26 protein-coding genes and 1 tRNA gene are annotated in these 25,641 nt (G+C 60.1%); 18 read left to right on the top strand and 9 right to left on the bottom strand.

Annotation, left to right across the window (positions count from 1 at the left end; genetic code table 11):
* Positions 1-22: 22 nt before the first annotated feature.
* Complete coding sequence (locus VGF98_12160) at positions 23-415, bottom strand: acyl-CoA thioesterase (GenBank protein HEY1682387.1); 393 nt, start codon at positions 413-415, stop codon at positions 23-25.
* A 63-nt stretch (positions 416-478) separates the two neighbouring features.
* Here VGF98_12160 and VGF98_12165 point away from each other — a divergent pair.
* From VGF98_12165 to VGF98_12185, 5 genes are all read left to right on the top strand, one after another.
* Positions 479-562 (top strand) — tRNA-Leu (locus VGF98_12165).
* A gap of 332 nt (positions 563-894) precedes the next feature.
* Entirely contained in the window at positions 895-1,587 is a 693-nt protein-coding gene (locus tag VGF98_12170; GenBank protein ID HEY1682388.1) for a hypothetical protein, read from the top strand.
* Between the two features lie 78 nt (positions 1,588-1,665).
* Positions 1,666-2,736: an FAD-dependent oxidoreductase gene (locus VGF98_12175; protein HEY1682389.1), complete on the top strand. Its 1,071-nt coding sequence runs from the start codon at positions 1,666-1,668 to the stop codon at positions 2,734-2,736.
* A 63-nt stretch (positions 2,737-2,799) separates the two neighbouring features.
* Positions 2,800-3,834, top strand: coding sequence for an NHL repeat-containing protein (locus VGF98_12180; protein ID HEY1682390.1), 1,035 nt, complete (start codon positions 2,800-2,802; stop codon positions 3,832-3,834).
* A 42-nt stretch (positions 3,835-3,876) separates the two neighbouring features.
* The gene (locus VGF98_12185) at positions 3,877-4,647 is read left to right on the top strand and encodes a hypothetical protein (protein HEY1682391.1); all 771 of its coding nucleotides are present in this window, start codon (positions 3,877-3,879) and stop codon (positions 4,645-4,647) included.
* Here the strand turns inward: VGF98_12185 and VGF98_12190 are convergent.
* Positions 4,625-5,044, bottom strand: a complete 420-nt coding sequence (locus VGF98_12190) for a hypothetical protein (protein HEY1682392.1) — start codon at positions 5,042-5,044, stop codon at positions 4,625-4,627. The two genes, VGF98_12185 and VGF98_12190, sit on opposite strands and share 23 nt — an antisense overlap.
* A 146-nt stretch (positions 5,045-5,190) precedes the next feature.
* On the opposite strand from VGF98_12190, the gene VGF98_12195 reads away from it, so the two are divergent.
* The 7 genes from VGF98_12195 to VGF98_12225 all read left to right on the top strand — a co-directional run bounded on the left by VGF98_12195 (position 5,191) and on the right by VGF98_12225 (position 13,291).
* Positions 5,191-5,877, top strand: a complete 687-nt coding sequence (locus VGF98_12195) for an NUDIX domain-containing protein (GenBank protein ID HEY1682393.1) — start codon at positions 5,191-5,193, stop codon at positions 5,875-5,877.
* Between the two features lie 17 nt (positions 5,878-5,894).
* On the top strand, positions 5,895-7,196 hold the full coding sequence (locus tag VGF98_12200; GenBank protein ID HEY1682394.1) for a radical SAM protein: 1,302 nt from the start codon (positions 5,895-5,897) through the stop codon (positions 7,194-7,196).
* A gap of 62 nt (positions 7,197-7,258) precedes the next feature.
* Positions 7,259-8,191, top strand: a complete 933-nt coding sequence (locus tag VGF98_12205) for an aminotransferase class I/II-fold pyridoxal phosphate-dependent enzyme (GenBank protein HEY1682395.1) — start codon at positions 7,259-7,261, stop codon at positions 8,189-8,191.
* A gap of 154 nt (positions 8,192-8,345) precedes the next feature.
* Positions 8,346-9,296 (top strand): hypothetical protein, encoded by a 951-nt coding sequence (locus VGF98_12210; GenBank protein ID HEY1682396.1) that lies wholly within the window; start codon positions 8,346-8,348, stop codon positions 9,294-9,296.
* The gene (locus tag VGF98_12215) at positions 9,293-10,105 is read left to right on the top strand and encodes an FAD binding domain-containing protein (protein HEY1682397.1); all 813 of its coding nucleotides are present in this window, start codon (positions 9,293-9,295) and stop codon (positions 10,103-10,105) included. Before VGF98_12210 ends, VGF98_12215 begins: the two co-directional genes overlap by 4 nt.
* The gene (locus tag VGF98_12220) at positions 10,102-12,822 is read left to right on the top strand and encodes a molybdopterin cofactor-binding domain-containing protein (GenBank protein ID HEY1682398.1); all 2,721 of its coding nucleotides are present in this window, start codon (positions 10,102-10,104) and stop codon (positions 12,820-12,822) included. Before VGF98_12215 ends, VGF98_12220 begins: the two co-directional genes overlap by 4 nt.
* Entirely contained in the window at positions 12,812-13,291 is a 480-nt protein-coding gene (locus VGF98_12225; protein HEY1682399.1) for a hypothetical protein, read from the top strand. The genes VGF98_12220 and VGF98_12225 overlap by 11 nt, the downstream gene beginning before the upstream one ends.
* An 11-nt stretch (positions 13,292-13,302) precedes the next feature.
* Here the strand turns inward: VGF98_12225 and VGF98_12230 are convergent, their stop codons facing one another.
* From VGF98_12230 to VGF98_12245, 4 genes are read right to left on the bottom strand one after another with little or no spacing between them, the layout of a single operon-like run.
* Positions 13,303-13,782, bottom strand: coding sequence for a hypothetical protein (locus tag VGF98_12230; protein ID HEY1682400.1), 480 nt, complete (start codon positions 13,780-13,782; stop codon positions 13,303-13,305).
* Positions 13,779-14,438, bottom strand: coding sequence for a DUF5671 domain-containing protein (locus VGF98_12235; protein HEY1682401.1), 660 nt, complete (start codon positions 14,436-14,438; stop codon positions 13,779-13,781). Before VGF98_12235 ends, VGF98_12230 begins: the two co-directional genes overlap by 4 nt.
* Positions 14,435-17,671, bottom strand: coding sequence for a hypothetical protein (locus VGF98_12240; protein HEY1682402.1), 3,237 nt, complete (start codon positions 17,669-17,671; stop codon positions 14,435-14,437). The genes VGF98_12235 and VGF98_12240 overlap by 4 nt, the downstream gene beginning before the upstream one ends.
* Positions 17,668-18,117, bottom strand: coding sequence for a nuclear transport factor 2 family protein (locus tag VGF98_12245; GenBank protein ID HEY1682403.1), 450 nt, complete (start codon positions 18,115-18,117; stop codon positions 17,668-17,670). Before VGF98_12245 ends, VGF98_12240 begins: the two co-directional genes overlap by 4 nt.
* Before the next feature lie 78 nt (positions 18,118-18,195).
* Here VGF98_12245 and VGF98_12250 point away from each other — a divergent pair, with 78 nt between their 5' ends.
* Together VGF98_12250 and VGF98_12255 are read left to right on the top strand one after the other, a co-directional pair.
* A complete protein-coding gene (locus VGF98_12250; protein ID HEY1682404.1) occupies positions 18,196-18,696 on the top strand; it encodes a hypothetical protein in 501 nt (166 codons plus the stop codon).
* Positions 18,697-18,703: 7 nt separating this feature from the next.
* Positions 18,704-19,180, top strand: coding sequence for a GNAT family N-acetyltransferase (locus VGF98_12255; GenBank protein ID HEY1682405.1), 477 nt, complete (start codon positions 18,704-18,706; stop codon positions 19,178-19,180).
* Here the strand turns inward: VGF98_12255 and VGF98_12260 are convergent.
* Positions 19,177-19,857, bottom strand: a complete 681-nt coding sequence (locus VGF98_12260; protein ID HEY1682406.1) for a hypothetical protein — start codon at positions 19,855-19,857, stop codon at positions 19,177-19,179. The two genes, VGF98_12255 and VGF98_12260, sit on opposite strands and share 4 nt — an antisense overlap.
* 85 nt (positions 19,858-19,942) lie before the next feature.
* On the opposite strand from VGF98_12260, the gene VGF98_12265 reads away from it, so the two are divergent.
* The 4 genes from VGF98_12265 to VGF98_12280 are packed head-to-tail and all read left to right on the top strand — an operon-like array spanning position 19,943 to position 22,484.
* Complete coding sequence (locus VGF98_12265; protein ID HEY1682407.1) at positions 19,943-20,437, top strand: hypothetical protein; 495 nt, start codon at positions 19,943-19,945, stop codon at positions 20,435-20,437.
* A 31-nt stretch (positions 20,438-20,468) separates the two neighbouring features.
* On the top strand, positions 20,469-21,752 hold the full coding sequence (locus VGF98_12270) for an amidohydrolase family protein (GenBank protein ID HEY1682408.1): 1,284 nt from the start codon (positions 20,469-20,471) through the stop codon (positions 21,750-21,752).
* 4 nt (positions 21,753-21,756) lie between these two features.
* Positions 21,757-22,098 (top strand): DUF190 domain-containing protein, encoded by a 342-nt coding sequence (locus VGF98_12275; protein ID HEY1682409.1) that lies wholly within the window; start codon positions 21,757-21,759, stop codon positions 22,096-22,098.
* On the top strand, positions 22,095-22,484 hold the full coding sequence (locus tag VGF98_12280; protein ID HEY1682410.1) for a CrcB family protein: 390 nt from the start codon (positions 22,095-22,097) through the stop codon (positions 22,482-22,484). Before VGF98_12275 ends, VGF98_12280 begins: the two co-directional genes overlap by 4 nt.
* Positions 22,485-22,557: 73 nt before the next feature.
* Here VGF98_12280 and VGF98_12285 read toward each other — a convergent pair whose 3' ends face one another.
* Both VGF98_12285 and VGF98_12290 read right to left on the bottom strand, forming a co-directional pair.
* A complete protein-coding gene (locus VGF98_12285) occupies positions 22,558-23,985 on the bottom strand; it encodes an alkaline phosphatase family protein (protein ID HEY1682411.1) in 1,428 nt (475 codons plus the stop codon).
* Between the two features lie 55 nt (positions 23,986-24,040).
* On the bottom strand, positions 24,041-25,606 hold the full coding sequence (locus VGF98_12290; GenBank protein HEY1682412.1) for a multicopper oxidase family protein: 1,566 nt from the start codon (positions 25,604-25,606) through the stop codon (positions 24,041-24,043).
* Between the last annotated feature and the right edge of the window lie 35 nt (positions 25,607-25,641).

The following is a 25,641-nucleotide window of genomic DNA, read 5'->3' on the forward strand; positions in this document are numbered from 1 at the left end:
TGCGACGTCGGTCGCTGAGGGCTTATTCGGGCAGATCGAGCGGATGGGTGCCCTCGAAATTGATCGGACGTCCGCTGTCGTCGACGGCGACCATCACAAAGTGGCTGACGGTGCAGAGGCGGCGTTCGCCAGTCAATAGGTTCTCGGAGAAAAGTTCGGTCTTCACGACCATCGACGTCTTGCCGCGCGAAACGACGTTGGCCACGACTTCGGCCAGGTCGCCTTGCCGCACCGGTTGGCGAAAATCGGTTTTATCGAGCGACGCGGTGACGCAAGCGGTTCGGCTGAAGCGGCTCGCCGCGATGAATGCGGCTTTGTCCATCATCTTCAGCGCTTCGCCTCCAAAGAGCGTGCCGTAATGATTCGTTTGGTCGGGAAAGACGATTTCGGCCATGATGGCTTCGTGCGGCTTCATCGCTGCCGAGCTTCTGCGCCGGGCAGGGCGGATGCTCCCCGGCGCGAAGCCGTGCGATTCCGCGCCCAGGTGGCGGAATTGGTAGACGCGCTGGTTTCAGGTATCAGTGGTGGCAACATCGTGGGGGTTCGAGTCCCTTCCTGGGCAAATTTTCCGTGGATGCACTGAACAGCATCGCGCCGAGATACAGGCGAACTAGTATGGGCTGCGCTTTAGCCGGTGCCGACATTTCACGAACCGCTTACCGAGCCGGTCTGCTGGCGTCGGTCATTGTCGTCTTGCAAGCGCAAACGCCCTTGCCTGTACCGAGCTCTACGCCCTCGCCCCAACAAGTATTCGCTACTTCTTTTCGACGACTACAAGCCTATCCGATCGGTCCCTATGCCGTGTGGACGACCACTTGGGAGACGAGAGTTAGCACCGGTGTTTGGGCGGGTGCGGGAGATGCCACAACCTCCTCGCGGCTCGAGCGATGCGCGGTGCGCACATCCGACGGGACAGAAAATCTCTCGACACCGGACGATCCCAATGGAACCATCGCGGACGGGAAACTTCCTCGAGCGTATATCGCGCAGCAGATCATCACTCCATTCGCCTTGTCGTTGCGAGCATCGGTTCGTGTGGCAAAGTCCAGTAACGATCCCACGATACAACCGGGTGTCGCGAGCGGCCTTAAGACGATCGCCGTGGTCAGCGCGACTTCGAATTCAGACTATGCGATTGAAAACGTGGGAATCGAAAGCATCAACGACCACATGACGTATCACCTGATCTTGAGGCCTTTGAAAAATCCCTCGACGCACATTCTGCGCGATCTGTGGGTCGACGTACGGACCTTCGATATCTGGAAGGCGCACTATATAGGAACCGTGGATACCAAACCCCCAACGTCCGCCGAATTCACAAGCTATTTCGCTCCGATAGCGGGTTACTGGGTAGTTACGCGCTCGATATATTTGTACGAAGCTCCGTTTGACTTTCGCGAATATGCAAGGGTGACGAGCGACGTTCAAACCAACGCAGTAACGTTTCCAACACATCTGCCGGATTGGCTCTTCGATTCGAGGAAATACCGTCAACAGGAGCATCTTAACGAGCCCGACGTCCTTGGGATACTGCTTAATCCGCCTCTCCGCTCGGGCAGCGCGGGTGCGCCCACGGCTTCGCCCTAAGCCTAATAGAACTGGTTAGAGAAAAATTTGAAACGCGCACGATTCCTTACGATATGCAGTGCGACAGTGGGCGTGGGTATGTTCGGTGTTCCACGGCTCGCGCTCGCCCAGTCGGTGCGCTCGCTTACTCCGGTCGACGTTTCGCTCGATCGTGTTACGCGCACGACCGTCGGATTACGTCCCTACCGCGCCGGCGGATTCGTTCTTCGCGAAGAGCGCCGCAACAACAAAACGATCGTGCACAACTACGGGCATGGCGGCGCAGGAATGACGCTTTCTTGGGGCACGGCGTTGCTCGCCCGCGACATCGCACTCCGAACGCAACAGCGGCGAGTCGCCGTCATCGGTTGCGGTGTCAACGGCCTTTCGACGGCGCGCGTTCTTCAAGACGCCGGTTTCGACGTGACCATCTACGCGTGCGACTTGCCGCCCGATACAACATCGAATCGTTCCGGTGCCCAATGGTCGCCGACCTCTGTTTTCGATCCGGCACGCATAGACGCAGCGTTTCGAGCGCAATTTATTCAAGCCGCTAATCTTTCGTATCAGCGATATCAAACGATGCTCGGCGAACGCTACGGCGTGCGCTGGATTGAAAACTACGACTGCCACGACGAACCCGCGAGTCAAGAAATGAATTCGTCCGGCGTGCGCCTCATCTCAAACCTCTACCCCGAAGTCAAAACGTACGGCCCGGGCGAGCATCCATTCCCTACACGATATGCAACGCGGTTGCTCACGATGTTCATCGAACCGAATCGTTACCTGGCCGAGCTCGAAACCGACGTGCTCGAGCACGGCGGCCGGATCTTCGTGCGCTCGTTCGCATCGGCGGCGGAAGTGCTGCCCCTCGACGAAGCGCTTATCATAAACTGCACGGGTCTTGGGGCAAAAGAGCTGACCGGCGATACGCAGCTCGAGCCGATTCGCGGGCAGCTCTCGGTTCTCGCACCGCAGCCTGCCGTCGACTACATCACGTTGCACGGTGGACGCTACATGTTTCCACGCACCGACGGCATCGTTCTGGGTGGCACGTTCGAGCACGGCAACGCCAACCTCGCGGTAGACCCGTCTGAAGTCACGCAGATCGTCGGGGAGCACGCCGCCTTCTTCAACGCCATGCGGGCGAGAAGTGGCCGCCGATCCTAAGGCGAAGGTCGCTGAGAGTTTTTGACCGGCACGAACGTTCTTTAAAGGCGAAAGGATGACAACTTGAGACATCGATCTTTTACCTATTTGGGGAGCCTCGCGTGCGCGTCACTGCTCCTTGCCGGCTGTTCTAACGCCGCCCAGTCGTCCAGCGGGGCGTCCAACGCATTGCCGGGCGCCGTAACATCTCCGGCAGTCGCCTGCACCGCGCCGACGCGAGTTATCCGCGGCGGCGTCGACAAACCGCGTTCGATCGTGTTCGACACCGATGGCGATCTCGTCGTCGCGAACGCGAATGCGAACAACGTGACCGTCTACCCGCCCGGAAAAGACGCCCCGTCAGAAACGATCGAGATCGGTGTGAGCCACCCGACCGCGCTGGCGTTCGATTCGAAGGGCGACCTCTTCGTCGCGAATCGCGCCAACGGGTCTGTTACCGTGTACGGCCCGGGGAAATTCAATCTTAAGCGCGAGATCGTCGATGGAACCGACTCTCCCGAGGCGCTGGCGTTCGATTCGTCCGGCAATCTGTACGTCGTAAACAATTATACTAGCACGATATCGGTCTTCGCACCGGGCAAGGACACGCCGGAGCGGACGATCTCCAAGGGACTCAACGACCCATTCGCCATTGCCTTCGATTCCGATGGAAATTTATACGTTGCCAACCCACGCATTAATAGAATAGCGGTGATCGCTCCCGGGGGCAGCGCGCCCGAGCGGTTCATCACGAAAGAGATCAAGGATCCGCAAGGGCTAGCGCTGGACGCTCAGCAAAACCTGTACGTTGCCAACTTCCGTGACGACAGCGTTTCGATCTATCCGCCCGGCGGCGATACGCCCACCCGCGAACTCTTCCGCGGTGTTAGCAAGCCGAACGCGCTGGGGATCGACGCAGCCGGCGACCTCTACGTCGGCAATGCCGACCTCACCGGCGGGGCGGTCAATAAATACGCGCCGCATTCGGGACGCCCGATCGCGAGTTTCTGTCCCGACGTCAAACAGCCGATCGCGTTTCTCTTCGACAAGTCCGGAAATCTCTACGTCGATAACTTTCAGTCGAGTACGATCACGATCTTCCCCCCGGTTGGCAAGTAAGCCGGGCGTCACGACACCGGTCCTGCGGGCGTTGCGCTTGACATGAAGGCCACTTCCTACGGCCGGATCGTTTTCGGCGCTTCCGTCATCCTCTTCGGGGTCATCTTAGGGATATGGCACGATGTCGATACGTGGCAGAGCCTGCACCGCATCTTGCGCTTGCCAATGGGCGACGTCATCGGCGACATGCTGATGGTCGCCCTGATCGTGGGGGGAGTTCTGCTGATCGCCACTCGTGCTGTGCGCATCGGGGCGGGAATCGTCGTCGTACTGTTCGGGATTTTTTCGATCGCGTGTATCCCGGGTATGTTCGCCGCTCCCAAAATCTACGCACAATACGGCTCGTTCTTCGAACAGTTTTCGATTTTGAGCGGAGCGATCGCGTTGTACGCCGCGAACGAACTCAACACATCCCGGGCGGCGACGCTAAATGGGATCGCCCGGATCGGTTACGGTCTGAGCGTCGTGTCGTTCACGCTCATGCAGACCGTGTATTTCGGCGTCACCGCCGGATTCGTCCCCAAATGGATACCACCGAATCAAGTGTTCTGGGCCGGTCTGACGACGGTTGCGTTCGCTCTAGCGGCGATTGCCATTCTTCTCAACATCCGTGCGCGGCTCGCGCTCGCTCTCACGGCCGTTATGATCGCCGTATTCGGGTTGCTCGTGTGGGTTCCGGCACTCATCGCGCACCCACGATCTCACAACAGCTGGTCGGAGTTCGCGCTGAACGCAATGATCATGGCCGCCGCGTGGGTGACGATAAGCGCTGTCGGACGTTCAGCCTCGTTCAAAACCATTTCGCCTTTATAACGCCGCACGCAAGATTTCGATCGGCGTGCCGAGCGTTCCGTATTAGCAACACGTAGCGTCCGCTGGTCAACGAGCGCACCGGCGTATCGTCGCGTACCGTGTCGATGTAATCACCACGAAACGTTCCTAACACTCGAACGTGCTTCGGCAATGCACAATCGCCGTTCGCCAGCGCAACCGCGTAGTTCGCGTCGTGCGGGAGTTCGATGGTCGTAATCTCGATGTCGCTTCCGCCGTGCGGCACGCACGGGTAAGAGCAGGGCTCCAGATATACCTCGGCTCGCGCGACGACCGCGCCGCTCGGTGCGCTGAGATCGACGTGGGTCGGCGCTCCCCACGGCCCGGCGCACGAAGATAGCACTATCGCTAGGCCAACAGCCGCTAATCGTGTAGGCACCGGCTACCTTAGATCGCGATCTCCGCGGCAGGGTTTGGGCAACCGCGCGAAAGTGTTTCGGAGCACTTTCCAATGATGCCGCGCGAGGATTTTATCGTCCTGCGGCGTTGTAAGGCAATTAAGTTCGTGGTATAATGCCACTAACAGTGAAGATTCAAGAGCGGTCGGTAGCGGGTGAGTTCAAAATACCGATCGCGACGGTGGACGTGGCGCTCTTTACCCTGCGCGAAGACATCCTGCAGTTGCTGCTGGTCAAGCGGGAGCTGGCCCCCTTTGCTGGCGCGTATGCTCTACCCGGCGGCTTTATCCACGCGGACGAGGACGCCGACGCGGGGGCCGCCGCACGTCGTATTCTCGCCGGAAAGGCGAGTCTCACTGGCGGGTACTTCCTCGAGCAACTCTATACATTTTCAGGTGCGGCGCGCGATCCGCGAGGCTGGTCGATCAGCATCGTTTATTATGCCGTAGTTCCAGAGGCCGCGCTGCCACAGCACGGACCTTGGACTCTGATTGACGTGCGTGCGATTCCGCGACTGCCGTTCGACCACAACGCGATCTGCGTGGCGGCACTGGATCGTTTGCGTGGGAAAGGCGCATATTCGTCCCTTCCGGCGTTTCTGCTCGCGCGAACGTTCACATTGGGCGAATTACAAACTGTATACGAGTGCGTCATCGGCGAACGCCTCGATAAGAAGTCGTTTCGCCGAAAGATCGACGACCTCGACGTGGTGGAACGGGTTCCCGGAAAACTGCGTCGCGGCGCGGCCAACCGGCCGGCGCAACTCTACCGCTTGTCCGCGCGTACGCTCAGCGAATTCGACCGGGCGATTTAACGATGGCTACGCGCATTATGAACCACGTTACCATCCTTTCTAACTTCGGGCGTGCCTACGATAAGTACGGTCGCAGTTACGACAAGTCAGCGATCGGTGAAAGTACGTATCCGGACAGATTCTTTCTGCTGGAAGACGACGATCTGCAGATTGGACTGCAAAAAGCGACTCGCTTGTTGAACAAGACGGCCCTTCCGGGCGATCGTCTTCTGGTCATGCGCGCTGAGGTCGAAGATCAGCAACTGCGCCTAAATGAACGAACCGGTTTAGGTACGTTCCTTCCCTCGGGCCGCCTAAGAATTTTGGAACTTCGCATCGTTGCGCTGGACGGATCGATCGGCGTAATGAGTGTGGAGGAAGCATACGCCGCAGCCCTGCGGATTCTCAATCCGACATTGTTAGGCTACGATGCGCTGCGGCCGAGAAGCCTTTCGGTTCTGCCGGTTGCCAGGGCTTGTCAAGCCGCATGTAAGTTTTGCTTTTCTGAAGCGTCGGCATCGCGAACGCAAATCGGTACGGACATCGATTTCGAGGCGATCGGCACTTGGTGTCGTGAGGCGCAGCTCCGCGGTGCGCAACGATTTGTAATAACTGGGGGCGGCGAACCGGGCTTGGTGCGTCACGCGAAGCTGGTAAGGCTCATTGCACTCGGCGCCGCGCATTTTCCGACCGTCGTTTTAATCACCAACGGCATTCACCTGGCGCGCAGCGACGAAGCCATCCGAAAGGACAAGCTGCGCGACTATTCGGACGCCGGGTTAAGCGTGCTTTCAATCTCTCGGCATCACGGCGATGCGGAATCCAACTGCGCCGTAATGGGCGTGGATACGAAAACCGAAAAGATTCTTGCGACCCTCACGACCTTCGATACGCTCAAATTTCGCCGGCGCTTAATTTGCGTTTTACAGAAGGGCGGGGTCGATTGTGAGACTGCACTAACCTCCTACCTGGACTGGGCAGTCGACCACGATGTCGACGAGGTCTGCTTCAAGGAGCTTTACGTCTCGACGACCCTCGAATCGACACATTATAGCGATGCTTCGAACGTCTGGGCGCGCGACCATCAGGTCACGCTCGAGCTCGTTTGTGATCTGCTGCAACGGCGAGGCTTTTGCATCCGGACGCGCCTGCCGTGGGGCTCGCCGATTTTCGAGGGAATCTGGAGCGGTCGTTCTCTTCAAGTGGCGGCGTATACCGAGCCCACGTTATTTTGGGAACGGGCGAACGGTATCGCCCGAAGCTGGAACGTCATGGCGGATTCTACTTGCCTCGCGTCGCTCGAGGATCCCCAGTCGTTCGTTGTGCCGGCGGCGCCGTGACGTTTCGAGAATTCCAAGCGATAAAGGCAACCGTAATCGCCGAGAAACCAACGATACGAAATTTGGCCGAGCACGACATCGCCAAGGCGTTCGCGGGCGAGCGACGCATCGAACCTGCGCTCGAAGCCGTTCATCGATGCGATCTTAGCCGGTTTTGGCTCGAAGCATATGCCTTGCCAATCGAGTGGAGAAAGCGCGTTCTCATTTCCGGCGGCGTACGTCATTCGCTACGACTGCTCTTCGGCTTTTGGGCGAAGCGTGGGAAGCGCGCGTTGCTACCGCAGGACGTCTATCCGGCGTACGGCCGCATCGCCTGCGAAGAGCGACTAGCGTATGATGTCTACGCGACCGCCGAACGCATCGTCCTGCACTCTTCCGATGCGGACATTATGCTCGTCCCAAATCCGGTAGAGCCGCGCGGCGATTACCTTCGCCAGGAAGAGATCGAGCAACTCATCGCGTGGGCGGGCCATGACCCTAATCGGCGGATCGTGATCGACGGCGTCTACCACATGCAGACCACCCTCGATATGGCGTCGCTGCAGTTGCTCGGCACCGGACAAGCCATCTACGTGACTTCGCTCTCGAAGCTTTGGGCCTCGCCAGGGGTACTCGGCGTTACCGTCGTTCCGCCAGATGATCTCGACGCTCTTTTCGAAAGCTTTGCTGCCTCGGAGAATTCGCAAGAACATCTTCGCTTCGCGGCCAACCTGCTTCGCGACGGCGGCGGAACTGCGAGAACAGTTGCAACCGGATTTGCAGTTGCAAAGCAGGCGTTACGCGCATCGCTCACGTCGGAGCGTATCGAGGTTTCGAATTCGGCGAGCGGCTACCACACATTGCTGAATCGCCCATGGCAGCAGTTGTTGCACGAACATAGCATGCTCGCCATACCGTTCGATGTGTTCGGCGGCCACCCGATGATGTCGGTTGCTACGCCCCTGTCGTTCGTTCCACGAAGAGAGGTACCGAGCGGGCGGATGCATCTGCTCTAGTAACCGACGTAGCGGCGGGACGGTCGGACCATTCGCCGAAGGGAGCGGCCACCCACAACGCCGTGCTGTATAGCAGCGGGAATACACCCATGACGAGAACCCTGCGGCCAATCGCCGTCATCGGCACGCAGTCCGAGCCAGTCGCAGGCAACTGATGGGCGCGACGCAGGCGGGCCAATCTGCGACGCTGATCGTTTGCGCTCGCGTTCGTCCCGAAAGCGAATCGGCGTTCGCGCAATGGCACGCGAAATGGCAAGCGGAGGTGCTGGCCTCGCCCGGTGCCGAGAGTTTCGAATACGTCGCGCCGACGCCCGATCAGGAAGAAGCGGCGCTGGTGGCGCGATTCAGAACGGTCGACGCCTTGCGCGTATGGCGGCACGGCAGCGACAATTCTGCATTGCTGGACGAAGGGCGGCCGATGGTCGAGGGCGGTGTTTTCGTGCAGTTGGCGGGTCAAGCGGCGCTCGAGTATTACGCGCAGCATAGCGCGACAGAAGTGATTATCACGCGCATCAAGGCCGGCAGCGAACTTGCGTATCGCGCGTTTGCCGATCGTATCCAAAAAGTGCAGGAGCGCTTTCCGGGATACATCGGTTCGTTCGTGCAGCCGCCGCACCAACGCGAAACCGGTTGGACGACGGTACTGCGTTTCGATTCGGTACCGCATCTCAACGCGTGGCTTAGCTCGCCCGAACGCGCGGCGCTGCTGCTAGAAAGCCACGATCTCATCGAGGGCTTCGAAGCGCAGCGGGTTGATACGTCGTTCCCAGGGTGGGTACCGGCCGATCCTGCGACCGGCCGCCCGCCGAATATGTGGAAAACTGCGTCGCTGGTATTGCTGACGCTTTTTCCGGTCGTTATGCTGGAGCTGCGCTTTCTCAACCCGCTGTTGCGCGCGGTTGCGACGCCGCCGTCGTTGGGAACGTTCGTCGGGAATGCCATTAGCGTTTTGCTCACGACGTGGCCGCTCATGCCGTTGGCGATCGCGCTCTTCACACCGTGGTTGTATCCCGAAGGACGGCCGCGAGCGTTGGTCAACGCGATGCCGTTCTTTCTCGTCGGCGCCTATGCGATCGAGATTCTCGTGCTCTGGAGATTATTGTGAACCTTAACACGGTCACGACCGTCAAGCGTCCGCATTCGCTGCAAGAAATCGACGGCTGGCGCGCGGGCGACGCCTGGCTGGCGGGCGGAACGTGGCTGTTTTCCGAGCCGCAGCTTCACACCGACACGCTGATCGATTTGGAAACGTTACGCTGGCCCGCGCTGACCGAGCGTGAAGACGAATTGGAAATCGGCGCTACCTGTCGCATCGCCGAACTGTATGCATATCGAGCGCGCTCCGAGTGGATCGCCGCTTCGTTGGTCGGCGAGTGTTGCCGGTCGTTTCTTTCGTCGTTCAAAATTTGGAACGAGGCGACGGTCGGTGGAAATATCGTTATGTCGCTCCCGGCCGGACCGATGATCTCGCTCGCGGCCGCGCTCGAAGCCGTTTACGAACTCTGGCCGCTCGATGGCGATCCGCGTCGCGTACCCGCGGTCGATTTCGTTACCGGCAATCACGCGAACGTGCTCGCGCCGGGCGAATTGCTGCGAAGCATTCGTTTGCCGGCTACGGCGTTGCGTAAGCGGCACGCGTTCCGGCGGGCATCGTTAACGCATCTCGGGCGATCGTCGGTGTTATTAATCGGAACCCGCGCGACCGATGAAATATTGTTGACGATCACGGCTGCCACGCTACGTCCGGTGCAGCTTCGGCTGGAGCCGGCGCTTTCGGCACACGATGTGCGCCGTCGAATCGACGCGGCGATTCCCGACGAAATGTATCTTGCTGACGTTCACGGCTCGCCGTCGCATCGCAAGCATCTGACGCATCATTTCGGAGCACAGATCGTTGCGGAGCTCGGCATATGAAGCTGACGGTGAACGGCAAGACGTTTTCGGCTACACCGGCTCCCGGACAATGTCTTCGAACATTCGTGCGCGACCTGGGCTGGTATGGAACGAAGAAGGGCTGCGACGGCGGTGACTGCGGCGCATGTACGGTATGGGTCGACGACAAACCCGTGCACAGCTGTTTGTATCCGGCGTTTCGAACCGAGGGTAAAACCGTAACGACGATCGAGGGGCTGGCGCAACCCGACGGCGCGCTACATCCGATGCAGCAGGCATTTCTCAATGCGCAGAGCTTTCAGTGCGGATATTGCGCCGCCGGGATGATCATGACCGGCGCGGCGTTGACCGACGAACAGAAATGCGATCTGCCGCAATCAATGAAGGGCAACCTTTGCCGGTGCACCGGTTACGAATCGATTCGCGACGCGTTCGCAGGCAAGGTCAACGTCTCGAGCGACTTTGCGGGCACTTCGACCGGTCACAGCGTTCCCAATCCGTTCGCTCGCGACATCGTAACCGGTCACGCCCGTTACACCAGCGATATTGCGCCGCTCGATGGCATGCTCCATCTTAAGGTGCTGCGCTCGCCGCACGCGCATGCGCGTATCACGGCGATCGATCGGAGTAAAGCGCTAGCAACGCCCGGTGTTGTCGACGTTTTCACGTGGGAAGACGTGCCGCGAAAGCGCTATACGACGGCGATCCATGAGGACAACCGGGTCGACCCCGACGATATGTATTTGCTGGACAACGTGGCCCGCTTCGTTGGCCAGCGAATTGCCGCCGTCGTGGCCGAAACCGAGGCCGCCGCCGAGGAAGGCTGCCGGAACCTCAACGTGACGTACGAGGTGCTTCCGGCGGTCTTCGATCCGGAGGAAGCGATGCTTCCGGGGGCACCGCAGCTGCACGATAAAGGCGAGTTCTCCCGGGCGATGCATCCCGAGCAGAATATCTTCGTCGAGATGCACGGCGAAACTGGCGACCTTGTCGCCGGATTCGCGCAAGCGGACGCGATCTACGAAGACACGTATTACGCCTCCCGCCAACAACACGTTCACCTCGAGACGATGCAGTCGATTTCGTGGCGCGGCGAAGACGGGCGCTATCACGTGCGAACGAGTTCGCAAGGTCCGTTTATCGTCAAGTCAAAGCTCTGTTTCTTGTTTGGCCTTAATCTGGCCGACGTGCACATATTTTGCGAGCGAGTCGGCGGCGGTTTCGGCGGCAAACAAGACATGATGAGCGAGGATCTGCCCTTGCTCGCGACCCTCAAGACCGGCCGTCCGGTACAATGGGAGTTTACGCGCGAAGAGCAGTTTACCGGCGCCACTACCAAACACCCGATGAACGTGCAACTGAAAATTGGGGCGACCAAGGACGGCGTGCTGACGGCCATGCAGTGGCGCGTCGTTTCGAATACCGGCGCGTACGGAAATCACGGTGGCGAAACGCTAGCCAACGCCATGTCGGGACCGTGGGGGCTGTACAAGTGTCCGAATAAAAAGGGCGATGGCTACGCGGTGTACACCAATCTGCAGTGCGGTGGCGGCTTTCGCGGCTACGGCACGAGTCAGACTACCTTCGCGATCGAATCGGCGATCGACGAACTCGCGCGGATCCTCGACATCGATCCGATTACGATCCGCCGGACGAACATGGTCGGACCGTACGACGAGATCGCGGCCGCCTCTCCGGAGATCAGCGACTTAACGATCGGAAGTTACGGTCTCGATCAATGCCTCGACGCGGTCGAACGAGCGATGCAAGAGCGTAAAGGTCGCGCCAAACCCGAGGGCGACGATTGGCTAGAAGGCAGCGGAGTTGCGATCTCGATGCTGGATTGCGTGCCGCCGACCGAGCAACGCTCGGGGTCGGAAGTGACGCTGCTCGAGAACGGACGGTATCGCTTCACGGTTGGCTCGACCGAAATTGGGAACGGCTTGATCACGGCACAACAGCAAGTCGTCGCTCAAGTCTTAGGCTGCTCGACCGATCGTGTCGATTTTATCAACGCCGATACGGATCGCACGCCGTACGACAGCGGGACGTTCGCAAGCGTCGGCATGATGGTGCCGACGAAAGCGGTCGAGAACGCCGCGGTCGCATTACGCGAGCGCATGGTCTCGTTCGCGGCGCGGTTTACAGGCGAACGCCCCGAGCGGCTCAGCCTCGATAGCGACGGTATTAGCAATGGAGACACATCGATCTCGCTGCAAGAATTGCACGCCCTGGGGGTCGGTAGCAACGTTGAGTTCAGCTCGTTTCGCAAGGCGTACGGGTCGCCGCGGACGGTGGCGTTCTTCGCCTACGGTGTGCGGCTGGCCGTACACCGGATCACCGGTGAAATCGTTATTCTGTATAATATCGAGGCGGTCGATGCGGGCGTCGTGATGAATCCGCACCAACTGCGCGGGCAGGTGGTCGGGGGAGCGGTCCTCGGCATCGGCTACGCGTTGCAGGAGAAGATGGTGTATGACGACGCCGGCACGGTCGTGAACCCAACGCTGCGCAACTACCGAATTCCCGCGATGGCCGACGCGCCCGACATGGACGTGTTCTATGCCGAAACGCACGATCGCATCGGGCCGATGGGCGCTAAATCGGTCGCGGAAAATACCAACAACCCGGTCGCGCCCGCGATCGGCAACGCGCTTCGCGATGCTACCGGCGTGCGTTTCACCAGTCTTCCGTTCACGGAAGATCGCATCTTCGATCGACTGAGCGATGCCGGATAAGCCGAAAAACCGTAGCAAAGCCCAGCTCGACTACGCCTGGGAATGGTTTTCGTACCACGCAACGCAGCGCACCAACATGCTCAACTATTTCTTGGTGGGTATCGGCATTCTCGCCAATGCCTACGTCGCCGCCGTCACCGCAAAGTTTACGCTTGTCGCCCTCTCGATCGCGATCCTCGGGGCAGTCGTGTCGTTCAGCTTTTTCATGCTCGAACTGCGGAACCGAGCGCTGGTGGGGTACGCGCAGGACGTATTGCGCCGATTGGAACGCGACTATCTTTTTGCTTCGGACGACGTGCACAAAGCATCCGATGAGGGTATTCTTTCGGCCGACGATGCGCGCGCGGGAAGCTTGCCCGCGTTGACTGCCGTTCTCAACGGTCATCATAAAGTGTATATCCCGCTGATCGAAATCGCGGCGACGGTCGCCTTCATCGGGGCCGCAGCTTGGACGTTGGCTACCCGCTAAAGGAACGGCGTCTAGAACGGTGGAGATTCGCCGCCGGTTCCTTCGAAGGCGTTAGTTTCCGGGTCGATCGTACTCTTGCGAACGTCGAACTCGAAACACGCGTGGCCGGAAGGGTGCTTCCATCCTCGATCGGCCGGTCGAGCCGGACGGTACGAGAGTGCGAACGTTGCACAGAGCTGGTACACGTTTCGGTCGGTGCGTCGATATTCGTACGGCGCTCCGCTTTGTGGATCGCTCGCGAAGTTGCCGCGCGTCCCAACGGTGCCGAAGTCGCTTGGTTTCAGGTCGGATGGAAGGCTGGCCGGCACTCCGTTGCTGGTACCGAAACGATCGTGCATCGCGAGCGCGATTTCGTACAGGTTCGAAGTGCGAATTCGATCCAATGCTGCCAGCCTGGCGTGCCCGGGGGTTCCGATCGTTACGAATGCCCAGATCGCGCCGCCCGCGACGACGGCGATCGCGAAGTACGGTAGAATCCGACGAATATTCACGCGCGGGTCGTCGGCGGCTCCATCGTCATGAGGTAGTAGAGGAACACGCCGCCGCCGAGGACCAGTAACACGAGCGAATCGAGAACGAACCGCACGCTCAACTGCCCTTGCAGAAAACTCGTAACGAACCAAACGGCATCGGCAACCAACACGATCGCGGCCAATACGAGCGCCACGTACGTCAACCAGCGTCGTACTGGCGAATAATAAAGATCCGGCCGCTTTCGCAACTGCCGTTGAATGAGCGAATGGACGACCAAGAAGACTGGAAACGTAACGATGACGGCGGCGAGCTGTCCGGCGAGTTCATCGCGTATCGATGACATCCAACCCGCATCGAGCGCGTCCGGAAATCGGCGTTCGATCAGCAGGTAAAAGATCTGGCCGAGCGCGATCGTCCAAAATGCCAGCGTGATGAAATTCAGCAAGTAGTAGAATGCGTCGCGCGCGTTTTCGACGTCGAGTCCGCGAGAGGGGACCGGCTCGCCCAAAACCTCTTCGTAGTACGCCGCCAGCCCGCGATAGATCGATCGCTCCGAAAATCCGCGATGCCGGAGCAACGAAACGAGCGACTCGTCCGAAACGCCGCGTTGTTTGGCGGATTGCAAAAACCCGCGCAGCTGATCTTGCGAAGACGGCGTAGCCGGCGCGGTCATGGCGTCACTTGCGGAATCGGCGGCAGCGGCTTCATGCTTGCGGCCTGCAATGCGGAGTTCGCTACCGGAATGGCATTCGATACGAAGGCATTATAGCGACCGGCGCCGTCGCGCAGCTCGCCGTTGACGCGGGCGATAAACTCGATTACCGGTTGCGTCGGAAGACCTTGCGCGCCATAGTACGCGCTCTGGACGTCTTCGCGCAACGCACCGGGCCGCTGGATACCATCTTCGTCGTTATGATAGTCGGCCGTCAGAGAATCGAACAGCGTCTTGCGCGCGGCCAAGAAGTCGTTTAGTTTTGCGACGAGCGTCGTGTTCTGCGCTTTTTGTGCGGCTGCAAGATCGGTAGTAGCAGCTTTGGTTACGTCGTCGAGATGATTCAGCATCGTATCGACGAGCGAAAACGAGGCTTGCAGCTTCAGCCCGCTGGCAAAGATATGCTGGTAGTCGGCTTGGGTGAGCTGCGAGCGGGGATCCGGCTTAATGACGAAGCGCCGTACGTAGGAATGCGTTCCGAGCGTTAGGCGAACGGAATACGAGCCGGGTGGCACGCCCGGACCCGAGTCCGGTCCTTGGTAACGCTCGCGCGCCGCACCCAGCCACTTCACCGGGCCGTCGACGCCGAAGCTCCACACATATCGGTTGAGTCCGGCTTTATTTGTCACGTACGGCTCATCTTTACCGTGGATCTTGTGGGTTCCCGAAATCGTGCGGATCGTACGGCCCGTCGAGTTGAGGAATTCGATTTTCGGCGGCGCCGTTTGTGGCTGTGTTTGATAGAACGTGACGACGACGCCGTAGGCCGGATTGTCGGCCGCGTAATTGGTGTAGGTGCCTTCGTCGTATTCGTGCAGCGACCACTCGTATGACGGGCGGGGCGCAAAGAGCCACGTGCCGTGCGCGACGGCTTGCTGCAGTTCTTGCACCGGGCTCATGTCGTCCATGATATACACCGCGCGTCCGTGTGTCGCGATCACGAGATCGTTCGCTTGCTTTTGCATGCGGATATCGTGGACTGAAACGGGTGGTAGATCGTTGCGAAACGCTTGCCAGTGTGCGCCGGCTTCGAACGAGATAAAGATCCCTTGTTCGGTTCCGAGATAGACGATGTTTCGATTGCGAATGTCCGGTCGAATCGAACGGACCCACTCGCCGGCCGGCAATCCATCGACGATTTTGGTCCAATGCTTTCCGTAATCACGGGTGACGAACGCGTACGGCGCGGCGTCGCCCGTATAATGACCGTCGGCGATCGCGTACACGGTTCCGTCGTCGAGCGTCGACGGAGCGACGGTCGCAAAACGGCCGTACGTTGGCGCGCCCGGCGGCGTCACGTTTTTCCAATGTTTGCCGTCGTCGAGCGTCATCTGCACGAGACCATCGTCGGTGCCGACCCAAATCTCGCCTCGGCGCACGGTCGATCCCTCGATATCGAGGATCGTGTCGCTAAATTCGGCGCCCGAGACGTCGTGCGTGATCGGCCCGCCGGACGGCGCCTGATGCGCCTTTTCGTTCCGCGTGAGATCGGGACTGATGACGGTCCAGGAGCGGCCACGATCGCTCGTCTGAAAGAGCACGTTACCGCCATACCAAGCGATATGCGGATTCCACGGAGCAAAACCGATCGGTGATTCCCAGTTAAAGCGAAACTTGCTGGTACGCAGATCGAAGCCTTCTACCGAGTTTTGCAGATACGGGGCTGCCGACCATCCGTCTTGCGTTACGCGGTTGAACACCACCAACGATCCGTTTTCGGAGTCCGACCAGATCCAGTTGGAATCGTCGGGCTCGGGAATACCCCATTCTCCGTCGCCCCCGACCGTTACGATCCACTCTTTATTTTGAATGCCGCTCGAATCGAGAGAATTCGACGGACCGCACCAGCCGTTGTTGTCTTGCAACCCGGCGCAGACGGTGTACGGATTATCGTTTCCGAGGCCGACGCGATACACTTGTCCGATTGGAACGTTGGCCGAAAAGAACCAGTTGTCGCCGCCGTCGAGCGTGAGGGCGTACCCACCGTCTTCGCCGACGATAATCCGTGACGGATCGTTTGGAGCGATCCAAATAGCGTGGTAGTCCACGTGAACGGTGTCGGCGATTTCTTTGAACGTCTTGCCACCGTCGGTACTTTCCGAAAGCGCTTCGGAAACACCGTACACGCGATCCGCATTTTTAGGATCGACTGCAATATGGCTGAAGTAAAACGGGCGTTGGTCGACGAGCGTGTCCTTGCTGATCATCGTCCACGTCGCGCCCGCGTCGTCCGAACGCCACAGAATACCCTTGGCCGATTCGATTAACGCGTACACGCGATTGGGGTTGCTTGGAGCGACGGCTAACCCGATGCGTCCGACGGGGTTGGCGGGAAGGCCCGAGCCCGTCAGTTTCGTCCAACTGGCTCCGCCGTCAGTCGACTTGTACAAGCCGTCGTGGTCGCCGCCGCTTTGAAACGTCCAGGGCTGCCGGCGGAATTCCCATAGGCCCGCATACAGAATGCTGGGATTCTGTGGATCCATCGCGATATCGGAGATACCGCTCTTGGGACCTTCGTAGAGCGTTTGCTTCCATGTCTTGCCGCCGTCGTTGGTAACGTAGATGCCGCGTTGGTCGCTGTCGGCAAAAACATCGCCGAGCGCCCCGACGACTACGTGGTTGTGATCGCGCGGGTCGACGACGATTTTCGAAATATACTTCGTACCGCGAAGGCCCAGGTTAGTCCACGTGTCTCCGCCGTCGGTCGTCTTATATACGCCGTCGCCGTACGAGACGTCGTTGCGCGGATTCGTTTCGCCGGTTCCGACCCAAACGGTCTTGTCGTCCGTCGGATCGATCGTTACGGCACCGATGGCCGCGACGGATTGCTTATCGAAAACGGGATCCCACGTCTGGCCGCTGTTTTCCGACTTCCAAACGCCGCCGCCGGCGCTGCCGATGTAATACAGTTTTGAATTTGTTGCAGATCCCGCGACCGCGGACACCCGCCCGCCGCCCGCTGCCGGGCCGATTTCACGCCACTGCATGTTGCCGAAGGGTGGTCCGGGAGTTGGCGTAGCTGTCGGTACGGGCGTCGGAGCGGCGGGCTTGGGCGGTTTCGGTGCGACGAGCGCGGGCGAGGCCACCGGCGATGACTGGGGTGCCGGCGAGGCGGCCGATTGAGCCTCTGCGGGAAGGCGGAATGTCAACGCCGCTGCGAGGCCGATGACGAAAGCGAACGGGCGATAGGTCATGGGTTGCCTACGATCGGTGATTCTTGCGCCGACACGGCCTGCCAGATCGTGCCGCGACGAATGAAGACGTCGGTAAAACGGACGCGTTCGGTCGGATGATGCGAGTGCGTAATCGAATTGACGCCGTGAACGATCGCCACATTGGAGACAAAATCGACCGTTTGAGCGGTGGCTTTCATCGTGAACGCTTCTTTCTTCGTCGCCGCCAGCTCCTGAGCGCGGTAGAGTAGTTTGCCGTCTGCGGTAATATGCGTGAATTCGGGGTCGTGACTGAGGATCGCGTCGACCGTTCGACGGTCACCCGCGACGATGGCCGTCAGCCAGCGGCCCTCTTGGGCCAGAACGGCTTGCGCATCGGGCGACGCATCGGCTCGCGCCGGCGCCGGAACAAGGGATGCGATGAAAACAATGACGCTACACAGCGTCGCAATCGAAAATCGCTGCATGCCGGGCCGTTCGGGGGGATGCCATAGGGGTACCTCCGCCGAGCAAGTTACCAGGGCGCCGGCGCCGTATTGAGCGTCATGCAGACTTTTCGGAACGTTGCCGCTGTCGCTCTATCCGTCGTTGCGTTCGCGCTTCCCGGAGCGGCTCGCGCCGCCGGGCAGTTAACCGGACCAATGGCGTCGCTGAACGCGAAGGCCGGAACATGGACGTGCGCGACGACCGTTCCCGCGATGGGCGGGCGTCCAAGTCGCGTCGACACGGTAACGCTCGCACTCGAAGTGGCCCCGGCAAACACCTTGCACGACCACATTACCGGAGCGGACTATTCCGGTGACGATTATTTTGGATACAGTGACGATGCTAAGGTGTACTGGAGCGTTAGCGATGACAATAGCGGAACGCATGGCGCCGCAACGTCGACCGACGGGCGAACCTTTACCGGCACGAACACGATGGGTCCGATCCAAATGAGCGGCAAAATAACGTATACGCTGACCGGCGACTCGCATCTTACCGTTCATGAAGTGCTATCCGTCCATGGCACGGACGTGCCGATCGATAGCGACTGCCACAAGTAGGAGACCGGTGAATCTTCGCAGCTGTGGCGAAGACGATTGGGTGGCGTGGCGTGCGGTGCGGTTAGCCGCGCTCACCGAAGCGCCGTACGCATTTGGCTCCACGCTGGCGGATTGGCGCGATGCAACCGAAGAGCGTTGGCGCCAACGCTTGCGCAGCGTTCCCTGTAATATGGTCGTTGCAATTGACGGTGTCGACGTTGGAATGGCTAGCGGTTTCCCCGAGGAAGGCAACGTGCTGCTCATCTCGATGTGGGTTGCACCATCCGCGCGAGGGCACGGCGTCGGCGACCGGCTCATCGAGTCGGTCACCGAATGGGCGCGCGAACTCGGCGTTCCGGCCGTCGACTTGGACGTCGTCGAGAGTAACTTACCCGCTATCGCTTTGTATCGGCGCAACGGTTTTGTCGACGCGGGTCCCAGCACGCACGATCAGATCGAAGGCGTACCGCAGCGGCGGATGATCTTCTACTTCGGTCGCGACTAGCGGTCGCGCGGTTTCGGTCCCGACTGCCCATCGTTTGCGTATCGGTTTGCTAGCGTATTACCGATGATGCCGATACAAAGAACGCCGCCGACGAAGAGGAGGCCACAAATAACGTTACCGGTGTACGTGCTCGGACGGCTGCTGCCAAGCGTTAATGCGTATCCGACGGTCATGGCCAACGCATCGAGGTAATTCTTCACCGGAGAATTGCCGGCCTGCGCTTCTACCGCGAAGAGCATCGCTGCTGCCAATGGAACGATCAGCACGTAAATCCAGGCTAAATACATCGCATTGTTGCGTGCGTTGGCGAGCCGTTCGAGCAACAGTGCGGTTCTCCACGATGCGTACCCGAGGCGAAAGAGCCGTGCGAACGCAAATCCGGTAAGGTACGGAACAACGGTCAGCAGCGAGACGATGTCGAGAACGATCAGGGCGTAAAAACTGAAGCGTCGCTCGCGTACGAACAGCAGGCGGCTCGTTATCTCGAGCACCAAGATTGCCGCCATGCACGCCTCGACGACACCCGACGCTGGCGAAGCGACCAATCCAATATAGCCGTCGTTCCACGCGCCCGCGAACACGAAGAGATAGGAAACGACGACGACCACAACTTCGTGTGCGATCCCCTGCGAGTTGATAAAATCGTCGAGCCGCCGTCGAAACGCATCCCATCGCATGTCAGTGCCGGTGATACGCTGACCGCTTGCGGCCGCCCTTGACGCAGAACGTCACCCTCCGGCCCGGCTGCGCGCTATGAGAGCTATGACCTCGATCTCAGCCTATGCCCGGGCAGCGGTGCTAGCCGGTCTCGCCGGCAACGTGGCGATCAGCGTGTATCTGGCGATCGCGCTCCGGCTCCTTTTCCACACCAAGCCGATGCTGCTGTTCCAGTGGGATGCCTCCAACATCGTCGGGAGTTCGGCGTACGCGGGTGGAGTTTGGTCGGCGTTGCTCGGTTTTGTCTTCGATTGTATCGTCGCGATCTGTTGGGCGGCGATCTTTGCCGCGATCTACCAAACCGTTCCGGCGGTGCGGCGATCGCCGGCAGTCGCCGGCATGTTGTTCGGTGTTATCGTCATGCTCGTAATGATCGACATCGTCGTCCCACTCGGCCGCGCCCAGCACGCGGCACAACATGCGGCAACGCTCCTGAACACCGCCGTGGCGCACGTTGTCTTTTTCGGATTGCCGGTAGCGCTCACCGTCGCTGCAGTGCTCGGCTCGGAGCGGTCGGGTCCGCCGGGCGAGCGTTTGTAGGTTCGGCCGGACGCGCGCGGAAGGTCGCTATATGGCCGAGCGACACTCTGCGACGCTGTTCGAAAACGTGCGTGTATTCACCGGCGCCGACGAACTGTCGCCGCCGTCGAGCGTGCTGATTGCCGGCAATTGCATCGAGCGTATCGGACACGATCTGATCGGCGATTCTTACGATGACGTCGACGTCATCGACGGCGCAGGCCGAACGCTAATTCCCGGCCTGATCGACGCACACTGGCATAGCATGTGGGCGACGGTTCCGATGCAAGTGCTGATGACGTCGGATACGGGCTATATCAATTTGCTCGCTGCGCATACCGCGGAAGAGACGCTGATGCGCGGTTTTACAACCGTGCGCGATGCCGGCGGCCCCGTCTTCGGTCTCAAACGCGCGATCGACGGCGGCGTCGTACCGGGTCCTCGCATCTACCCGTCGGGTGCGTTGATTTCGCAGACATCGGGGCACGGCGATTTTCGTATGCCGTGGGACGTTCCACGTGCCGCCGGCGGACAACCGACACACATGGAACGCGAGGGGCACATCGCGATCGCGGACAGCCCCGACGAAGTGCGCTTGCGGGCGCGAGAACAATTGCGGTTGGGAGCCACGCAGATCAAACTCATGGCCGGCGGCGGCGTCATGTCGCCGCACGATCCGCTCGACTCGACGCAGTTCACACCGTCCGAAATGCGCGCAGCCGTCGAAGCCGCAGAAAATTGGAATACGTACGTGATGGTGCACGCGTACACACCGCGCGCCATTCGGCAGGCAGTCGACGCCGGCGTCCGCTGTATCGAACATGGCCAGATGATCGACGAATCGACCGCCGAACTGTTGGCGCGCCGCGAGATTTGGCTGAGCTTACAGCCGTTTCTCGCCGACGAAGATTCGGTAGCGACGCTGAGCCCGCAGGGACATGCCAAACAACGCGAGATGACGCACGGAACGGCCACGGCATACGAGCTTGCAAAGCGATACGGAATCAAAACGGCCTTCGGTACCGATACGCTGTTCGAAGCGAAAACCGCCGCGCGACAGGGCGCGCAGTTGACGAAACTGTTGCAGTGGTATAAACCGGCTCAGATACTCACGATGGCGACGCGCGATAACGCAGAGCTTCTGGCCATGTGCGGCCCGCGCAATCCGTACGCCGGCAAGCTCGGGGTTATCGAAGAGGGTGCGCTGGCCGACCTTCTATTGGTCGACGGGGACCCGCTCGCCAATCTGCGGCTGATCGAGGACCCGTCGCGCAATTTCGTAACGATCGTCAAAGACGGAATCGTCCACAAAGATCTCAGCGGCCCGGAGCGATAATAACGTGAAACGCGAGAGTACCGCAAAGCTCGTCCGGATATTTCTCGGTGAATCGGACCGTTGGAAGGGTCAACCGCTCTACATCGCGGTCGTCGAAGCCATGCGCGCAGCCGGATTGGCCGGCGCAACCGTCTTCAAAGGCATCCTGGGTTTCGGCGCGCATTCGGTGATGCACGCAGCGCGCATCGTCGATCTCTCGTCGGATCTGCCGATCGTGATCGAACTGGTCGACACCGAAGAAAAGGTCGAAGCGTTTCTGCCGACGCTCGACGAGATGGTGTCGGAAGGGCTGGTAACGATCGAAAGCGTCCGCGTGATCGCATATAAGGCGGGCGAACCGAAATGAAGCTGGGCGCATTTGCCGCGGTGGCCGCCGGCGGCGCGATCGGTTCGATGCTGCGCTACGCCATCGCAATCGTGATGGTCGAGCGACTCGGTCCCGGATTCCCGTGGCATACCGCGCTGATCAACGTTGCCGGATCGTTCTGCATCGGCGTTATCGCGGCGTACGCGCAATCCAGCACCGGTCTGTCGCCGTACGTCGGCGCGTTCCTTACCATCGGCGTTTTGGGCGGTTTTACGACCTTCTCGACGTTTAGCTTCGATACGGTGACGCTGCTTTCCGAAAGCCCGGCCCTCGCGGTCGCGTATTGTGCCGGAAGCGTCGTACTCGGAGTACTCGCGGCAATCGCCGGTTTAGCCGGCGGTCGCGCCGTGCTGCACGCCACCTAAGCAAGGTTTTCGCATTCAACAAGACCGGAGGCGCAGCGCCCCCGGTCTTCAACGATCGTGGGGTTGACTGTGCTTATTTCTGAGTGAAGTCGAACGCGTTGGTAAACGGATTCGCGAGCTTGTCGCGTTTCGCCAACGGCTTCAGTCCGAAGCGCTGTTCGATCAGAGCGAGGATCGAAGCCGTTTCGTATTGGGTGCTGTCGATGAAGTGCTTCCTGGCAAAGGGCGAGACGATGATCGCTGGAACGCGGCTGCCCGGTCCCCACTTATCGATCTGTGGCGGCCCGATCGGATCCCAACGGCCGCCATTTTCGTCATAGGTCAGAATGACGACCGAGTCTTTCCAATACGGGCTCTGGCGAACCATGTCGACTAAGCCCATTGCAGCGAGTTGGCCGTGCAGAAGCGACGAGTAGCCTGGATGTTCGTTGTCCTGTCCGATCTGTTTGATGAAGACAACCTGCGGCAGTTTGCCGTCGGCGATATCGCGCTTGAAGTTCTTCAGGTCTTGTAGATGTTCGGCGCGTAGCTTGGTGCCGTCGCCATAATTTTGATAGTACGCGAAAGGTTGATGGTGGAACTGGAACAGCGGTGACGGGTGGCCTGCGAGCGCGGCATCCCAACCGCCCGAGTACCACTTCCAGCTAACATTCGCGCCGTTCAAGCGGTCGCCGATCGTCGGAGCGGTTTGCGGAGGAACCAAATCGTCCGACGACATGCCGGCCGGATGCGGCTGGTAGATCGAATACGACGTGTTGACCACGTAGCCGTCCGGCGTGACGTGGTTATCGTTGAGCTTGGCCGGGTTCTTACTCGGCACCGAAATGTAATCGCTGGGAGCGTTCGGCCACGTGGGCGCGCAAGCGCAGATCAAGTATTGATGATTGAGGAACGAGCCACCGAACGCGCTGTGAAAGTAATGCGACGCGAGCGTATACTGCTTGGCGAGATCGCCTTCGGGAAGCGAACGCACGTCGTACTGGCTCAGCACCAAGCCGCCGTTGTCGCTGTACGTCACGAACTTATCCATCTTGCCGCCATCGATCTGGTACATTTCGTGATAATACCTGTGCACGATGTCGCCGGTCTTTTCGGCCGCGGGCACATACTGCGAAGCCAAGTACGTTTGCACCGGCAACGAGGACGGAAAACGGTTGTCGGGATTTCCGTTATAGTCGAGCGGCTGCGGTACGCTGGTCAACGGCTTTCCGCGCCAGTCGTTCTGCGTTACCGTCGTGCCCGGAGCGACGCCATCGGCACCGGCATATTGGCCGTACAACCCGGTCAGCGGCCAGTTTTCTTGATAAATCACGATGATGTGCCCGATCTTCTCAAATCCGGGCGGAGCGTGAACGATCGCGGCGTTGCGCATGGTCTGCGCTTGCGCCGGGGCCGCGCCGGATGGAACCGACGCCGAGTTGCAGGCCGATAGGCCGAGCGAGGCTACGAGCAATGGCGCGGCGACACGAAGCGCGCGCAAACGTAAAGAAGTAGCGGTCATTCGCTAATTGAACCCGAGCGAGCATAACCGCGCATTACCGCGACCTTATGCGTTGTTAAAGAACTCGGATGGAAGCCATCATTCCGCCGTCCTCGTGATCCAGGATATGGCAATGATAGAGGAACGTTCCTTTGATGACTGGGTTGCGGAAGTCCATGAGCACGACGACGGTTCCCGGCGTCACCCCGCGATGCGGATAGAATGCGGGCGGGACGGTGACGGTGTCCGCCCAGTAGGGCGGGGACGCGGGTTTGCCGTCGATCGACTCGACTAAAAAGTGCACTTGATGGATGTGAAAGTCGTGCACTTCGGCAGTAAAGTTGCGGAGCGTCCAGCGCTCGATCGAGCCGGTATGAGCGGTCATCGAAGGCGGCTCTCCCATTACGTAGCGGTGGTTGTTGATATAGAAGCCGTCGGCGTTCTCGGTGAAGTCGACATGACGGTCGGCGACCGGCACGGGCAACGCGGACGTATCGGCTGCGAGCGGCCGAACGCCGGCGGACAACGGATCGACGTCGGAACCGGCCGGCGCGTGTCCGTCGGAGCGCAACGTGGCCAACGTAACGGCCGGATCGCGATCGCCGGCGTCGCCCGAGGTATAGCAGCTGGAGGCCAGCTTCGCCGGCTGCGATTGACCCGTCACCACGAACTCTGCGCGCGCGGCCGGCGCGAGAAGGTAGTGCGAAACGCTGCGAGCCGCCGGGGCGCCGGGGGCGGCATCGAGTGGGACTCCATCGATGGCGACCAACTGTAGCTCCTCGCCGTCGACGTGCAGGTCGTAGTAGCGTCCCGCCGTCGCGTTTACCACTCGAAACAGTTGACGCTCTCCGGGATCGATCCCGAGCGTTGCCTGCGCGCGGCCGTCGAGCGTCGTTTGCATTCCGGCGAGCGGCGCACAGGGCAATCCGGCTGCGTCGTCATCGTCGATCGCCGTTCGGCGTCCGGCTCGACGGCGGCCCGCGATGACGTAGTCGCGCAGGGCTGCCGGTCGCGCGACGATCGGAATGCCGTCGATATCCGGATCCGTTTGCACGTTGCGCAACACCAGGATGCGCTCTCGCATGCGCGCCAGCGCGGGCAAATGTGTCTGTAAGCCCTCGACGACGAGCGCGCCCGACATCCCACTGGTGATTTGCCAATACGTCGAGCCGTGCACGTGCGGGTGGTACCAATACAATCCGGGCGGCTGCGTTCGGGCGATGCGGACGTCATAGACGATCGACGCTCCGGGCGCCGCGTCGCGCATCGCGTCGTCCGATGGTGGATCCGGCGAGACGGTCAAACCGTGAAAGTGCAGGTTGATGAAATCCGGGGACGTTTGTCCGGCGGGCATTCGGTTGTGAACGACGATGTGAATCGCTTCGCCGGGTTGCACGCGGATGGTGGGCGTAACCCCGATCTGTCCGTCGTATTCAAAGGCCGGCGCCTTCGTCTTGGGATCGATGACCGCGTCGAGCGAAAACGAAACGACTCCGTTCCGCGATCGAACTTCGGGGACGGTGGACGTCGACGGAATCGTCGCAGAGCCAGCGGTAGACGCAGCATGCGACGAACAGCCGGCGAGAACGGCAACAACGAGCGGTACGAACGAACGGCGGTGCATCGCTCGATTATGGCGCACCTACATCCGCAATGGTTTAAGGCGAGATTATCGGG

The sequence above is a fragment of the Candidatus Tumulicola sp. genome (assembly GCA_036490475.1).
Classification (GTDB): domain Bacteria; phylum Vulcanimicrobiota; class Vulcanimicrobiia; order Vulcanimicrobiales; family Vulcanimicrobiaceae; genus Tumulicola.

Bases quoted from the DNA above. Each gene is read 5' to 3' on its own strand.
- VGF98_12280 (HEY1682410.1), top strand. From the start codon at position 22,095: ATGAAGCTGGGCGCATTTGCCGCGGTGGCCGCCGGCGGCGCGATCGGT.
- VGF98_12245 (HEY1682403.1), bottom strand. From the start codon at position 18,117: ATGCAGCGATTTTCGATTGCGACGCTGTGTAGCGTCATTGTTTTCATC.
- VGF98_12185 (HEY1682391.1), top strand. From the start codon at position 3,877: ATGAAGGCCACTTCCTACGGCCGGATCGTTTTCGGCGCTTCCGTCATC.
- VGF98_12160 (HEY1682387.1), bottom strand. From the start codon at position 415: ATGAAGCCGCACGAAGCCATCATGGCCGAAATCGTCTTTCCCGACCAA.
- VGF98_12225 (HEY1682399.1), top strand. From the start codon at position 12,812: ATGCCGGATAAGCCGAAAAACCGTAGCAAAGCCCAGCTCGACTACGCC.
- VGF98_12270 (HEY1682408.1), top strand. From the start codon at position 20,469: ATGGCCGAGCGACACTCTGCGACGCTGTTCGAAAACGTGCGTGTATTC.
- VGF98_12265 (HEY1682407.1), top strand. From the start codon at position 19,943: ATGACCTCGATCTCAGCCTATGCCCGGGCAGCGGTGCTAGCCGGTCTC.
- VGF98_12175 (HEY1682389.1), top strand. From the start codon at position 1,666: ATGTTCGGTGTTCCACGGCTCGCGCTCGCCCAGTCGGTGCGCTCGCTT.
- VGF98_12220 (HEY1682398.1), top strand. From the start codon at position 10,102: ATGAAGCTGACGGTGAACGGCAAGACGTTTTCGGCTACACCGGCTCCC.
- VGF98_12260 (HEY1682406.1), bottom strand. From the start codon at position 19,857: ATGCGATGGGATGCGTTTCGACGGCGGCTCGACGATTTTATCAACTCG.
- VGF98_12250 (HEY1682404.1), top strand. From the start codon at position 18,196: ATGCAGACTTTTCGGAACGTTGCCGCTGTCGCTCTATCCGTCGTTGCG.
- VGF98_12240 (HEY1682402.1), bottom strand. From the start codon at position 17,671: ATGACCTATCGCCCGTTCGCTTTCGTCATCGGCCTCGCAGCGGCGTTG.
- VGF98_12200 (HEY1682394.1), top strand. From the start codon at position 5,895: ATGAACCACGTTACCATCCTTTCTAACTTCGGGCGTGCCTACGATAAG.
- VGF98_12235 (HEY1682401.1), bottom strand. From the start codon at position 14,438: ATGACCGCGCCGGCTACGCCGTCTTCGCAAGATCAGCTGCGCGGGTTT.
- VGF98_12285 (HEY1682411.1), bottom strand. From the start codon at position 23,985: ATGACCGCTACTTCTTTACGTTTGCGCGCGCTTCGTGTCGCCGCGCCA.
- VGF98_12210 (HEY1682396.1), top strand. From the start codon at position 8,346: ATGGGCGCGACGCAGGCGGGCCAATCTGCGACGCTGATCGTTTGCGCT.